13 protein-coding genes and 2 pseudogenes are annotated in these 13,656 nt (G+C 70.3%); 8 read left to right on the forward strand and 7 right to left on the reverse strand.

Going from position 1 to position 13,656, the window contains the following annotated elements:
* Positions 1-43: 43 nt before the first annotated feature.
* From AB0N14_RS38545 to AB0N14_RS38560, 4 genes are read right to left on the reverse strand one after another with little or no spacing between them, the layout of a single operon-like run.
* Positions 44-337, reverse strand: a complete 294-nt coding sequence (locus AB0N14_RS38545) for a hypothetical protein (RefSeq protein WP_366030371.1) — start codon at positions 335-337, stop codon at positions 44-46.
* Positions 318-1,229, reverse strand: coding sequence for an aldo/keto reductase (locus tag AB0N14_RS38550; RefSeq protein WP_366030372.1), 912 nt, complete (start codon positions 1,227-1,229; stop codon positions 318-320). The genes AB0N14_RS38545 and AB0N14_RS38550 overlap by 20 nt, the downstream gene beginning before the upstream one ends.
* The gene (locus AB0N14_RS38555; protein ID WP_366030373.1) at positions 1,226-1,750 is read right to left on the reverse strand and encodes a winged helix domain-containing protein; all 525 of its coding nucleotides are present in this window, start codon (positions 1,748-1,750) and stop codon (positions 1,226-1,228) included. The genes AB0N14_RS38550 and AB0N14_RS38555 overlap by 4 nt, the downstream gene beginning before the upstream one ends.
* Entirely contained in the window at positions 1,735-2,646 is a 912-nt protein-coding gene (locus tag AB0N14_RS38560) for a hypothetical protein (RefSeq protein WP_366030374.1), read from the reverse strand. Before AB0N14_RS38560 ends, AB0N14_RS38555 begins: the two co-directional genes overlap by 16 nt.
* 350 nt (positions 2,647-2,996) lie before the next feature.
* On the opposite strand from AB0N14_RS38560, the gene AB0N14_RS38565 reads away from it, so the two are divergent.
* The 8 genes and pseudogenes from AB0N14_RS38565 to AB0N14_RS38600 all read left to right on the forward strand — a co-directional run.
* Complete coding sequence (locus AB0N14_RS38565) at positions 2,997-3,728, forward strand: GntR family transcriptional regulator (RefSeq protein WP_366030375.1); 732 nt, start codon at positions 2,997-2,999, stop codon at positions 3,726-3,728.
* A gap of 20 nt (positions 3,729-3,748) precedes the next feature.
* Positions 3,749-4,753: an ADP-ribosylglycohydrolase family protein gene (locus tag AB0N14_RS38570; RefSeq protein ID WP_366030376.1), complete on the forward strand. Its 1,005-nt coding sequence runs from the start codon at positions 3,749-3,751 to the stop codon at positions 4,751-4,753.
* A 120-nt stretch (positions 4,754-4,873) separates the two neighbouring features.
* Positions 4,874-6,376 carry a cytosine permease gene (locus AB0N14_RS38575; RefSeq protein WP_366030377.1) on the forward strand — a complete coding sequence of 501 codons (1,503 nt, stop codon included), beginning with the start codon at positions 4,874-4,876 and terminating at the stop codon, positions 6,374-6,376.
* Positions 6,376-7,323: a PfkB family carbohydrate kinase gene (locus tag AB0N14_RS38580; RefSeq protein WP_366030378.1), complete on the forward strand. Its 948-nt coding sequence runs from the start codon at positions 6,376-6,378 to the stop codon at positions 7,321-7,323. Before AB0N14_RS38575 ends, AB0N14_RS38580 begins: the two co-directional genes overlap by 1 nt.
* Before the next feature lie 435 nt (positions 7,324-7,758).
* A complete protein-coding gene (locus tag AB0N14_RS38585; RefSeq protein ID WP_366030379.1) occupies positions 7,759-8,013 on the forward strand; it encodes a hypothetical protein in 255 nt (84 codons plus the stop codon).
* Between the two features lie 326 nt (positions 8,014-8,339).
* Positions 8,340-8,780, forward strand: a complete 441-nt coding sequence (locus AB0N14_RS38590) for a transposase (RefSeq protein WP_366030380.1) — start codon at positions 8,340-8,342, stop codon at positions 8,778-8,780.
* Between the two features lie 85 nt (positions 8,781-8,865).
* Positions 8,866-9,489, forward strand: a complete 624-nt coding sequence (locus tag AB0N14_RS38595) for a DDE-type integrase/transposase/recombinase (protein ID WP_366030381.1) — start codon at positions 8,866-8,868, stop codon at positions 9,487-9,489.
* A 107-nt stretch (positions 9,490-9,596) separates the two neighbouring features.
* Positions 9,597-9,956: pseudogene (locus AB0N14_RS38600) on the forward strand (TnsA-like heteromeric transposase endonuclease subunit); the annotation flags it as partial.
* 319 nt (positions 9,957-10,275) lie between these two features.
* Here the strand turns inward: AB0N14_RS38600 and AB0N14_RS38605 are convergent.
* The 3 genes and pseudogenes from AB0N14_RS38605 to AB0N14_RS38615 form a co-directional block, all read right to left on the reverse strand.
* Positions 10,276-11,256 (reverse strand): cation diffusion facilitator family transporter, encoded by a 981-nt coding sequence (locus AB0N14_RS38605; RefSeq protein ID WP_361303838.1) that lies wholly within the window; start codon positions 11,254-11,256, stop codon positions 10,276-10,278.
* Positions 11,257-11,261: 5 nt separating this feature from the next.
* Positions 11,262-11,361 (reverse strand): annotated as a pseudogene (locus AB0N14_RS38610) (acyl-CoA thioesterase II); the annotation flags it as partial.
* A 199-nt stretch (positions 11,362-11,560) separates the two neighbouring features.
* The gene (locus tag AB0N14_RS38615; RefSeq protein WP_366030382.1) at positions 11,561-13,372 is read right to left on the reverse strand and encodes a DUF2637 domain-containing protein; all 1,812 of its coding nucleotides are present in this window, start codon (positions 13,370-13,372) and stop codon (positions 11,561-11,563) included.
* Positions 13,373-13,656 lie beyond the last annotated feature (284 nt).

Here is a 13,656-nt window from a genome sequence, read left to right on the forward strand (position 1 = left end):
ACGGCGGCTGCACACCCCTTCTCATGCGTAGGCTAACACTCCATCAGGCATCCACATTCCAAGGGCAGATGCGCAATTTTGTTAGGAATTCTAAGGCGTGCTGGGCATCGAGGGCGCCGTCCCATAGCTTCCCCGACGCCTTGTCCTCCGGCGCGGACACCAGCCGCAGCCAAGCCAGTTGGCCGGCGGCGGTGCGGGCCGGGGCACCCAGGGTGCGCCCGGCCCACCCCCAGCACTCCTCGCCCGGCTCGGTCTGCACGTCCAGGGCCTTCGCGGCGCGGGCGTGGTTGGCGCGCATGCGGCGCTCGGTGGCCGGGTCAAGGGGAGGCGAGTACACCAGTGATCTCCCGCAACTTGGCGGCGGTCAGGGACCGTTGGGCGACGGCGTCGGCCGCCTCCCTCCAGTGTGGCGCACTGGAAGCGGCGATGAGGACGTCCGTCACTCCTGGGCATGACGCGACCGCCAGAACGCACGCCTGTGCGGGGGTCAGGCCCGGCCGGATGAGGTCGGCGAGCTCCTGGTCGACCATGCCAGGCAGCTCGCCGCCGTGCAGCGGGGCGGAGGCCATCACCCGCAGCCCCGCGCCGGCGGCGGCCGGGAGCGGGCCCCGGCCGTGCAGGGCCTGCGCGATCGGCGTCATCATCACCAGGCTGACGGGCAGCTGGACCGCGACCAGGTGGTGACGCTGCCCGCCGGCGGCTTCGGCGGCCAGGGCGAGCAGCTCCCCCACCGTGAACGCCTCATCCTCCAGGCCCGCCCACGTGGCGATGCCGTACCCGGTCACGTGCCCAGCCGCCGCGGCTTCTTCCATGACGGCGAACGCTTCCCGGATCGCGTGGTGCAGGGCGGGGCGGTCGCCGGTGTATGCGCGCTCGGGGTTGTGGAGCAGGACCAGGTCCAGCGCGTCGCGCCCGAGTTGCTCGCGGTTGCGGGCGACCTGCCAGCGCACGTAGTCGGGGGCGAGGCTGTTCCCGGCCGGAGCCTGGTCCTCGGTGAGGGCACCGGCGTTCACGGCTTCGGTGCCGGTGGCCGCGGTGAAGTAGCCGGCCTTCGTGGAGGCCCGCAGCGACGGGTGGGCGGCCAGGGCCGGGGCCAGAAAGGTCTGTGCCCGGCCGGTGGCGTAGTTGGGGGCGGTGTCGACCCACTGCGCGCCGGAGGCGGCCGCACGGGCAGCCGCCTCCGGGATCGCCCGGCACCGGTAGGTGCCCAGAGCGAGTTGTGCCGTCACAGCAGGCTCCCCACCGTCGCGGCCTGCCCGACAACGAGCTCCTGGACCAGCCCGGCGACGTCCTCCAGGGCGAGGCCGGCTGTTTCCGCGAGCGTGGCCAGATCGACGGTGCGTCCGTCGATCAGCGGGCGCAGCACCGCCTCAGCGGCCGGGGCGAACTCGTACATGCTCCCGGCGGCGGACAGCGTGCCGGGTCCCGCGACGGATGCACCGGCGTGATGGCGACCGGTGATCGCGTTCGTCGCGCAGTCGGTGAACCACGTGATCCACGGCCTGCGGGCATGGCCGTCGACATCGACCAGCACCGGCGCCTGCATGTGGCCGGTCTCCCACACCTGATTGCGCCAGGGGCGCGGCCGGGCCAGGAACACATCATGCTTGCGCGCCGCCCGCTCCCCACCCGCAAGCCCGGCCCGCTCCCCCGGCGTCAGATCACGGCGGATCGCCCCGTGCAGCGTCGGGATCGACGCAGGCGGCTGCCCCTCGCCCCTGGCCGCGCGAGCGGTCAGCTCACGATGCACCGCCGCGACATTCCCCTTCCACAACCCCAGCAGAGCCCGGACCTCATCAGTAACCGTGAACCGCCCGGGACACGCGGCCCGCTCCCCCTGTGCCCGGGCCACAGCCTCGTCCCCCTCAGCGGCCGCCAGCCACCGCCACCACCGTCCTGCCCGAGCCGGGCACCAAGGCCCTGGTCCAGGTCCTGCTGCTGCACCGCCGATCTGCCCGGAGGGTCGGGCGTACAGGCCACCGGGCAGGAGCCCGCCTGGCCGGGCTCGGGCAGGCCCTGAAGGCCGGGATGTCCCAGGCTCTGGGTGTAGCGCCGGGCTGTGTTGGTGCTGATGCCGAAGAGGTCGCCGAGGCGCTTTGCGTCGCCGTCGGTGGCAAGGGCTTCGTCAAGCAGGCGGTCGTTGCGCAGGGGGCGGCAGGTCAGGTGGGGGCCGAGGCGGAGAATGATCCAGCGGTGGCCGACGTGCGCGCTGGTGGTGGCACTGCGGAAGTGGAGGAACAGGTGCGGGTTGGCAGTCGTGGGCCAGTGCCGGTTGCGGTGGTCGAGGTAGGCGGCCAGGCGCAGCCGCACGGGTTCGGCGAGCGGAACCCGACGGCCGTCGACATTGAGGTGGCCGCCATCGTGGACATGCGTGAGGCGCAGGTGCTGAAGTTGGTGAGCGGTCAGGCCGTGGAACGCGACCAGCGCTGACAGCAAGGCCCGGGCCGGATCAGCGGAGTCGAGGGCGGCGCGGATGTGCTCGACGGCCAGCGGCATCGGGATGGTGGGGTCAGGAAAGCCGGTCTTGACCTGGCGGGCCGGATCGGTGAATACCAGGCGGCGGGCTTTCAGGACGCGGTAGAGGGAGCGCAGCCCCTGGCCCATCTGCGCCCGGCCGGCTCCGGTCGGAGGGAGTGCGGTGCGCACGTCGGCGGGGGTGATCTCGCGCAGGGAAGTCTTGCCGTCGGCAGCCCATTGAAGTCGCGCAGCTTGGGGTTCGCACGGAGCTTGTCCGGCTTCGGGTGGCGCCGGCGCAGGATGGCCTGGTTGTGTGACCACCAGGGGTTGTAGGCGCCGTCGGGGCCCCGGCCGCGGGAGATCTCCCGGTAGACGGTGGAGGGGTGCTTTGCGATCTCCCGGGCGATCGCCGTGCACCTCCCCTCCTCTCAACCAATCAGCAACACACCAGGTCAACCGCCACCTCGTGCACCAACCACCACCCCACCCAGCGTCACCACCCTGGACACACCCGGAGAATGGGTGTACAGGTACTGTACATGTCTATCGGAGCACATAAGCGGTCCCGCATCGTCGAGACTCTCGCCCGGGCCATCCGCAGCGGTGAGCTCAAGCCGGGCGACCAACTGGACGGCGAGAACGAGCTCGCCCGACGCTTCGACGTCTCGCGCGGGACGATCCGCCAGGCACTCCACGAACTCCAGCAGCGCAACCTCATCGCGACCCGCTCGGGCATCGGCTCGTTCGTGACCTTCGACGGGGTGGCCCTGGACCAGTCACTCGGGTGGGCGCGCGCCCTGCGCAGCGCTGGGAGCGACATCACCACCGAGGTCCTCGACATCGCTTCTGTCCCCTGGGACACGACGGCCCTGCCGCCCGAGGCGCTGACGGACGCGGCCCAGGCTGCCGCCCACGCCGTCCGGGTCCGCAGGATCCGCAGGCTCCACGACGGCACCGCCGTCTCCTACGAGTCGTCGTTCCTGCCGGCCACCGGGATTCTCGCCGATCTGCCCGTCACGGGCCTGATCGACGGATCGATCTGGGCGACGCTACAGCAGGCCGGGATACGCCCAGTCAGCGGGAGCCAACAGGTGCGGCTCGTCCGACTCGACGCCGACGACGCCCGCGTGCTGAACCGCCCCGAGGGATGCGCGTTCCTGAGCACCGCCCGCACGTCGTTCGGTGCGGACGGCGGGTTCGTCGAGCACGTGACGGCGCTCCTGGAACCGGACCACTTCCGTATTGTCATCAACTTTGGAGGCACACTGTGACGAGGCCGAGCCTCGAGACCGTGACTGACCGAGCCACCGCCGCCCTCGTCGGTCTGGCCATCGGCGACGCGCTGGGGATGCCCACGCAGTCGATGAGCCGCGAGCGGATCGCCACCACCTACGGCCCCATCACCGGGCTGCGCGACGCTGTGGCCGACCAGCCCATCGCCCCGTCCATGCGGGCCGGGTCGGTCACGGACGACACCGAGCAGGCGGTCCTCGTCGCCCGGCTGCTGATCGCCGGGCGCGGTCATATCGCACCGGCCGAATTCGCCGATGCGCTGGCGGCCTGGGAGAAGGGCATGGCGGACCGCGGGTCGCTCGACCTGCTCGGCCCCTCGACCAAGGCCGCGATCGCGGACATCCAGGCCGGCGCCGGGCCGCAGGACGACCCCGGCGCCCGGGGCACCACGAACGGGGCCGCCATGCGCATCACCCCGGTCGGCATCGCCTTCCCGAGCACGGACGGGTCGCTGCCCGAGGCCGTCGTCGAAGCGTCGCGACTCACGCACAACACCGGTCTCGGGCTGAGCGCGGCCGCGGCGGTCGCAGCCGCCGTCTCCGGCGCCCTGGACGCCCCGGGCCTGTCGGTACTCGACGGCGCCCGCTCCGCGGCTGACGCCGCCGCGCCCCTCGAGCACGTCGGCAACTGGGTCGCCGGCGGCTCCGTGTCCGCCCGCATTCGGTGGGCGGTCAAGCTGGTCACAGGCCTCCCAGAGGCCGACGTGCTCGACGCCCTCTACGAGATTGTCGGCACGTCGGTCGCCTCGCAGGAATCCGTGCCCGCCGCGTTTGCGCTGGCCACACGCTTTGCGGACGACCCCTTCCACGCCCTGTGCCTCGCGGCACAGGTCGGCGGCGACACCGACACGATCGCGGCGATCGCCGGCGCGATCCTCGGCGCGCACCACGGAATGGCCGCGTGGCCCAGCGACGTTGTCGGCCAGGTCCTGACCGTCAACGACCTGAAGCCGGAACGCCTCGTCGAAGGCCTGCTCGCCCTTCGACACGAACGGCTCCGCTGACTCCGCCCAGGTCCCGCTGGGCCGGGCAAGACCCAGCGGACCCGAACACAACGCCCCACACGGGCGACGGCGCCCGGTTCGACCCTCGACGCCGCGCTCGCGAACTCAAAGGAGAGTGTCGTGACCCAATCTAGTGCCGTGCCCCAGGGCCCGGCGACAGGCTCACCGACCGCAGCCGCCCTCCAGGAGCGGCCGCGCCTCGGGCACATCGAGCAGCGCGGCATCGAGCCAGTTCCGCCCGCCGAGCGCAACGGCCGCCCACTGCAACTGTTCTGGGCCTGGTTCGCAGCCAACATCTCGATCCTGGGCCTGCCGCTCGGCATTGCCCTGGTCCAGAGCGGCCTCAACCTCTGGCAGGCAATCGTCGCGGCCACGATCGGGTCGTTCGGCTCGTTCGCGCTCGTCGGCGTCATCTCGATCGCCGGCCGCCGCGGCCACGCCCCCAGTCTGACACTCTCCCGCGCCGTCTTCGGTGTACGCGGGAACATCGGCCCCACGCTCGTGTCCCTGCTGTCCCGGCTCGGCTGGGAGACCGTCAACACGTCGACGGCAGCGTTCGCGCTCACCGCACTGTGCGGGAATTTCTTCGGCACCAGCAGCAACGCCAAGGACGTGCCCGTCATCGCGGTAGTGAGCATCCTGATCTTCGTCGCCTGCACCGTCACCGTCTCCGGCCTCGGCCACGCCACGCTCCTAGTCATCCAGAAGTGGGCCACCTGGATCTTCGGCGCACTGAACATTGTGGTCGCCGTGTACCTGCTCACGCACGTGGACTGGACCGCAGTCACCGCCACGAAGGCGGGCTCGACAGCCGCACTCATCGCCGGTATCGGCACCATCGCTGGCGGCACCGGCATCGGGTGGGCCAACGCCGGAGCCGACATGTCCCGCTACCAGTCCGACCGGGTGCGCGGCACCCGTCTGGTCGCCAGCGCCGCGGCGGGCGCCGGCGTCCCGCTCGTCCTGCTCATCTCGCTCGGCGGCGTGCTCGGGTCCGGCGACTCCAAGCTCGCGGCGGCCGCCAACGGTCCCGTCGCGGCACTGACCGCTGTCATGCCAGCCTGGATGTCGGTCATCTACCTCGTCACCGCTTTCGGCGGGCTGCTCGTCTCGAACCACATGTCGGTGTACTCGGCCGGCCTGACCACCCTGACCCTCGGCGTGCCGATCCGGCGGGTGTACGCCGTCGTCGTCGATGTCGTCGTCACCACGCTCGGCTCTATCTACTTCATGCTCATCGCCGACAACTTCTACGACCCCTTCATCTCTTTCATCATCCTGCTCGCTGTCCCGATCACCGCGTGGGTCGGCGTCTTCATCGCCGACCTGCTCCGCCGCCACGACTACGGCGACGACGACCTGCTCGACCTCGCTCCCCGCTCCCGGTACTGGTACCACGCCGGAACGGAGTGGCGCGCCGTCGTTTGCTGGGCCGTGGCGATCGTCGTCGGCTACCTGTTCACCCAGGCCGGCCCTACCGACGGGCCCTGGTTCACCGGCGCGTGGCACGGCACCTGGATCGGTCAGAACGGGCTCGGCTGGCTCGTGACGTTCGCCGTCGCGTTCCTCGGCTACCTCGCCCTCGGCGGGGCCCGCACCACGGAACGGACGGGGCAGCGCTGATGGGCCGCGTACTGCACACCGGGCAGGCGATCGTCGACCTCGTCATGCGCGTGCCCGCGATGCCGCCCGTCGGCGGCGATATCTACGCCCACCAGTTCGAGCTCACCGCCGGCGGCGGCTTCAATGTCATGGCCGCCGCCGCGCGGGACAGCGCCGACGTCGTCTACCTCGGTACCGTCGGGACGGGACCCTTCGGCGACAAGGTGCACGCGGCCCTCCAGGCCGAGCGCATCGCGGCACCCAACCCACCGGTCGCCGACCTCGACACCGGCGTGAGCGTCGCGATCGTCGACGCCGACGCCGAGCGCACCTTCGTCTCGGCACTCGGCGCCGAGGGGCAGGTAACACCCGAGCACCTGGACGCCGTCGCCGTGCGACCCGACGACGTCGTCTACGTCACCGGGTACTCCCTGCGGCACCCGACCAACGGCGCGTCGCTGACCGGCTGGCTGCCCGCCATCGACCCGCAGACGGCTGTCGTCTTCGACCCCGCTCCCCTGCTCACCGAGATCCCCGAGGCGGCCTGGGCGGCCATCACGGCCCGGGCCACCGTCTGGACGCTCAATGCCCGCGAGGCGGGCCTCACCCTCGGCCGGCTCACGCGTACAGTGCCCGAGCGCACCGCGCCCTCCGAGCTCGCCGAAGCACTCGCCAGCCTGCTGCCGGCGGCGGTGCTGGTGCGCGACGGCGGCCGCGGCACCTATGTCGCCGACCACAACGGCGTCCGGCACGTGCCCGCGCACGCCATCACCCCGGTCGACACCAACGGTGCCGGCGACGCACACACCGGCGTCCTCATGGCCTGCCTCGCACGCGGCACCAACCTCCTCGACGCGACCCGCCGCGCGAACGTCGCCGCTGCCATCGCCGTCACCCGGCAAGGACCCGCGACCGCACCAACCACGGACGAGATCGACACGATCATCACCCGCCCCGACTCAGAATAGGAATCCAGGGAAGGGACGTTTCCCTCACCGCCTCCTTCATCGGCACTCGAAACGTCCCTTCCCCGGCAGCTTGCCCCGCTACAGCCTCACCGCGCCCGGGCAAAGCCGGCAAGGATCTGGGGGTCAGCCGGGAGACGCTGCGTAACTGGGTGCGGGTCGAGCGGGCCCGCCGCGGTGAGAGCGGCGCCACGAGCACGAAGGACGTCCCGATGTCGTCGTCACGCACGACGCGCTCGGCCAGCTCGCCGGCCACCCCGATCACCGTCGCACCCACCAGGTGACCCTGCTCGCTGTGGAGGCTGCCAGCTCGGCGGGCTGCACTCCGAGGCGGGTGAGCCATGGCAGACCCGTGCGTTCTACGCGGCCACGCACCCGCACTCCGGGATCGGCGACCTCGCCCCACTGCTGACCAGCGTCGGAAAGACACTGCTCGGCGTGGAGGACGAGTACGTGGACGTGACGCCATGGCTGGCGCAGAAGTGGAGCGCGATCTCCTCGCACACCAGCCAGCTCGAAGGCGAGCGGTCCCTGCCCGCGCTGCTGGCCCGCCTCGATCAGGCACGACGCGACCGGATCCTGAGCACCGAGTACTTCACCCGTACCGGCGCCCCGTTATGTTTTCCGCGGTCCTGCAAGAGGGCCGCTGGCCTCCGGGCCCGGCATGACTGTTCCCCCCTGTCGAACGGATGACCTGGGGGGTGGTGTCACCGGGCCCGAGGGGTGCCGTTGGAGACGCTGATGAGAGGTCCGACTACCGCCTGGCCTGGTGCAATGCCCGGCCGCTTGCGGGCGGCAGGTCTGCATAACGTGGATGCGCGCGTACGGCGCCATCGCCCTGGCCAGCACCGCACGAGTCCTGTTGGGGAGGACGGGTTGTACGACATCGACGACGTGGGTGTCTTCCTCGGCCTGGACGTCGGCAAGAGTGCCCATCACGGGCACGGGCTGACTCCGGCCGGCAAGATGAATCGCCCTGGGTTTGATGGAGACATCGAAGACCCGGAAGGATGCCGATCATGGCTGCTCCCCGTAAGTACCCTGACGAACTGCGCGAGCGTGCGACGCGGCTGGCGATCGAGGCCCGCAAGGACCCCGCCGGCAGGGCCGGTGCGATCAAGCGGATCGCTGACCAACTCGACGTGCACCCTGAGGCCCTGCGCGGCTGGGTCAAGCGGGCCGAGACCGACGAGGGCATCGTGCCTGGCGCCACCAGCACCGACGCTGCACGAATCGCTGAGCTGGAGCGGGAGGTGAAGGAACTGCGGCGGGCGAACGCAATATTGAAGTCCGCCTCGGCTTTCTTCGCCTCAATGACAGAGTCTGAGACACGGGCCTACGGTGGTGACAGAGTGACGGGCACCGGCGGGGCTGGCTCGTTTCTTTGCTGCCCCAGCGATGGTGGCTTGTCGGCGATGTGCCGCCCCGCCGGCCCGGGTCTTTGCCGCGGAGTGGCCTGATAGGAGCGTGCCGCGCGAGCCCGATTGAGGCGTGCCCCCGCGGTGGAGATGCCCATCGACTCTCTACCGAGCTGCGGAGGCTTTCGTGCACGTTGTCGGCATCGACGGACACAAGAAGACGCACACGCTGGTCGCGGTCGACCCGCTGGGACGCCGCGTCGGTGAGCTAACCGTCGCCGCGACCCCGCCCGGTCACGCCCAGGCGATCAAGTGGTTTGCCACCGGCTGGGTCTACGCCGCTTTCGTCATCGATGTCTTCTCCCGCATGGTCGTCGGCTGGCAGGTCGCCACCTCCCTCTACACCGACCTCGCCCTCGACGCCCTGGAGATGGCGATCTGGCGCCGCCGGCACACCGGCGCCGACCTCACTGGCCTCACGCACCACTCGGACCGCGGAGTCCAATACCGAGCTCTGCGCTACACCGAACGTCTCGAACTTGAGGCCGCCGTGGCCTCGGTCGGCTCCAAGGGCGACTCGCACGACAACGCCCTGGCCGAGGCGTTCAACAGCCTGTTCAAGGCCGAGCTGATCCGCAACAAGGGACCCCGGACCGGCATCAACGACGTCGAGGTCGCGGTCGCCGAGTACATCGACTGGTTCAACCAGCGCCGCCTCCACGGCGAACTCGGCCACATCACCCCAGCCGAACAAGAGGCCGCCCACTACCTCGCGGCCGAACCTCCTGCGTCACTCCAGAAAGCCAGCTAACTCAGTCTCCACGAAACCCAGAGCTTGACACTTCGGCGCACCTGGCGGTCGCTGGTCCAGGTTCGTACAGCGCCCATTTCCTGGATCCGTACGGGGAAGAACAGCGGATGCCGTGGGGCGAGCCCGCTCGTGTCGTTCGTCTGGAGGACTGCGGTCCGGTACGTCCGTTTCCCCTACGATCTGGCCGTCGTTTCGCGCCGGGCTGGTGGTGGTCGGCTACGACCGGGCGGCTTTTGCACTACGGGTCGGGTGTCATGCGCACCCAGGTGATGCTGCTGGACCGTGATCCTTCGGTCATGGCGATGGCATGCCGCCCCGTGGAGCTGTCCTGGCGGGGATCCGATGGGACCGGGGTGTCGCATGCGCCGCATCTGATGGCACGGTTCAGCGACGGCGGCGGTCTGCTGCTCGACTGTGCCGGACGAGGGGAGATCTCTCCCCGGCTCGCGCACCGTGCTGACGTCATGCGTCACAGCGCGGCAAGGGGGCGGCACCAGCCAGGACAACGACGGTCGTCCTGCCGGGGTCACGGCGCGACGGCCGGCCTGCCGGGTCGCGGTTGCGGAGCGGCGTGCGAAAGCAGGCCGGGCTGCCCAGCGGCAGCCGCCGCCGCGTTCCCGGGCTGCGGCGCGAGGAGGTCGCCGTGCTGGCCGGGGTCAGCACCGAGTGATACACGCGGCTGGAGGAGGGCCACATCAGCGGTGTGTCCGAGGACATCCCATCCCGGGCAGTGCGAGCTCCTGCCAGAACATGTGCCCGACCAGCCCTCGCACGCACAAGCCGTTTTCACGAACCGGGGTTCAGGCCCTCGGAGCGCCGCTGCGCATGCCCGGGCGTCGGGTCCAGATACACCCGGCACACCGCCGGGAACGCCTCGTGCAGTCGCTGCTCGGCCCGCTCGCAGGCCCACTCGACCTCGGCGGCGGTCGACAGGTCACGGAAGTCGACCTTGGCCGCCACCAGGGCCTCCCCCGGCGCCTGCACCAGCGTCGTCAGCTCCAGTACCGCCTCGATGTGCTCCACCTGCAGGAGTTCCGCCCGGATCCGCTCCCGCACCGGCCGGGGCAGCGGCCGCCCGATGAGAAGCTCCACGTTCGACCGGCCGAGCACCCAGGCGACATACAGCAGCAGCACGCCGATGGACAGGGAGGCGATGCCGTCCCAGACCCCGGATCCCGTGAGCTGCCCGCCCAGCAGGCCGCCCGCCGCCAGCACCAGGCCGATCAGCGCAGCCGAGTCCTCCAGAACCACCGCCTTCACGGCGGTGTCGGGCGTGTGCCGCAGATAGAGCCGGAAGGGCATCCCGCGGCGGTCCGCGTCACCGCGCGCCTGGCGCACCCCGGTCCGCAGCGAGAAGCCCTCCAGCACGAAGGCGACCGCGAGGACGATGTACGACACCCGCGGGTCACCGAGCGTCTCGCCCCTCGTCAGGGTGTGGATGCCGTCGTAGAGGGAGAAGACCGCGCCGCCGACGAAGGTGGCGACTGCGGCGAGCAGCGCCCAGACGTAGCGTTCGGGGCCGTATCCGAGGGGATGGTCCTCGTCGGGGGGTTTCCGGCTGCGCTTGAGCGCCGTCAGCAGCAACACCTCGGTGACCGTGTCGGCGACCGAGTGCGCGGCCTCGGAGAGCATGGCGCTGGAGCCGCTAATGAGGCCGGCCGCCACCTTGGCCATCGCGATGCCGAGGTTGGCGAGGGCGGCGACGACGACCGTGAGGGTACTTCCGACGCCGGTGTCCCGCCGGTCCGGGTGCAAAGCTTTCGCCATGTCCCTCAGTGTTCCCGCGGAACCCGTACCACGCCCTCCTGGATGACCGAGATGGCCAGGCGCCAACTGCGTGTAGATGCGGGTCTGACCGAGGCTGCGGCCGCCGAAGACAACCGATACCTCACTCGCTGTCACCGCCTTGACCGAGGAGGAGCCATCGATTGCTCACCATCCACCAACACCGTCGCTGCTCACCTCGCCCGGATTCCCGCATATCCGCAAGCCCCAGTGCCAACGAAGCCGCGGACCCTACAACGCAAGACCCTGTAGACGTGGGTGCGCAGTGACGAGCAGGCGCGGCTTCTTACTCCTGTGGCTGCGCGTGGTGGCGGGTCAGTGCCTGCCAGCGCCGTTCGAAGTCGACGGCCTGCTCGGCGATGTAGTCGGCTGTGAGGGGCCGGTTGTGCTGCGCGGTGATCCCGTGGGCTGCGCACTCCTGCGCAATGGCGTCGAGCGACGGGGCTTCGTTGCGCACCCGCTGTTCCGCCCAGAAGTTGTAGACACGGAACGGCAGGAGGTAGCGGCGCAGGGTGGAGGGGCTGACCGGCTTTCCGCCGCGGCCGGTCATGCCCTTCTTGTTGGCGAGGTAGGCGGACAGCTGCTCGGCCTTGGGTTCCTCGCCGTGCTCGGTCTGGTATTCGGTCCAGGCGAGGTAGTAGCGGTCGACGGTGGTGAGCGCGGCGGGCTCCCCGGTCGCGTCGTCCTCGTTCGGCGGGTCGTCGATGGGAGCGCTCACCCAGGGGCTGCGCGTCTCCTTGGCGGGGTGCGCGCCCGCGCCGGCCGGTGTCTCCTCAGGTTCGTCCTGGTTCGGGAGGGGCTCGCCGGTGGGTGCCTGCGCGGCGGGCTCGGTGACTTCCTCGTCGGCGGGCGGCTCTGTCTCGTCGAACTCGCGCTGCCGGAAGGTGGAGATGAAGTACTCCAGGTCTGCGCCCGTGACGGGCTGGCCGTTACCGCCGGTGATCTGGTCCCGTTCGTAGACGTACCTGGCGAGGGCGGCGGCATCGGGGTAGGCCCCGTGCTCCTGCGCGTACGCGAGCCAGGCGTTGTAGAAGTAGTCCCCCCATCCGTCGTCCGCGTCGTGCAGAGCTTGGGGTCTGGGCTCGTTCTCACCTGAGGGCGTGTGACGCTGCTTGAGGAGCTGCAGTAGGGGTTCGAGTTGCTCGTCGGACAGTGGGCCGCCGGCCGCGGTGGCGATGCCGTACTGGTCTCGGAGCCACACAGCGAACTGCGCGCTCGTGGGCTCCAATCCGAAGGCGGCCATCCAGTCCTGATAGGCGCTGGCTAGGTGGTGGGTGTTGCCTTCGCCTGCAAGGTCATGCGGCTGCTCAGAGGGTTCGGTTAGCGGCTGCTCCACCGGCTGGGGCTGCGCGCCGCGCACCTGCGCCAGTTCCTTCTCCTGGTCGGCGGCGGCCTCGGGTTCGGGGCTGTGCTGCTGGGCCGGAACCGGGGCCTGCTCGACGGTGAACTGGATCGGCGGCTCGTCAATGCCCGCGGCGGCCAGGCCTGCTGAGGCCGTCTCGGCCAAGGGGACGCCGTAGCGGGCCAGTCGGAGCGGGATCAGCGATTCCACTGGGGCCTTGCGGCGCCAGGCGCGGCCGAAACGGGAGCGCAGGCTGGCTTGGTAGACGAGGCGTTCCTGTTCGAGCTTGATGACCTGGTCGTAGGAGCGGAACTCCCACAGCTTCATACGGCGCCAGAGCAGGAACGTGGGGATCGGCGAGAGGAGCCAGCGGGTGAGGCGGACGCCTTCCATGTGCTTGTCGGCGGTGATGTCGGCGATCCGGCCGATCGCGTGCCGGGCGGCCTCGACCGCGACGACGAACAAGACTGGAATCACCGCGTGCATGCCCACGCCCAGCAGATCGGGCCAGGCTGCCGCCCCGTTGAAGGCGATGGTGGCGGCCGTCAGGAGCCAAGCCGTCTGGCGGAGCAGGGGGAACGGGATGCGGATCCAGGTCAGCAAGAGGTCCAAGGCGAGCAGGACGCAGATGCCGGCATCGATGCCGATCGGGAAAACGTAGGAGAAGTTCCCGAAGCCTTTCTTGATGGCACACTCACGGACGGCCGCGTAGGACCCTGCCAATCCGATGCCGGCGATGATCACGGCGCCGGTCACGACTGTGCCAATCAGGATCCGGTGCGCCCGGGTGAGTACCGGTTGTACGCCGTTACCTGCCGCCGTCACCTTGTTGCCACTCCCCTAAGCCTCGGCTCGTTGTGCGCATGTCTCACACTCCCATGTCCGAGGCCTAGCGGTGGCTGTTCGCGGCGTCTGGGCGGTCAATCGGGAGCGAATGGTGATCGCCTAGAAGGCTGCTGAAAATCTCGCGTTTTGGCCCCGGCTGAGTGGAGCCGGGGCCAGTCTTGTAGGCATGCAGGGGGAATGGGCCGGGGAGATGG

Source organism: Streptomyces sp. NPDC051104 (assembly GCF_040682835.1).
Taxonomy (GTDB): domain Bacteria; phylum Actinomycetota; class Actinomycetes; order Streptomycetales; family Streptomycetaceae; genus Streptomyces; species Streptomyces cynarae.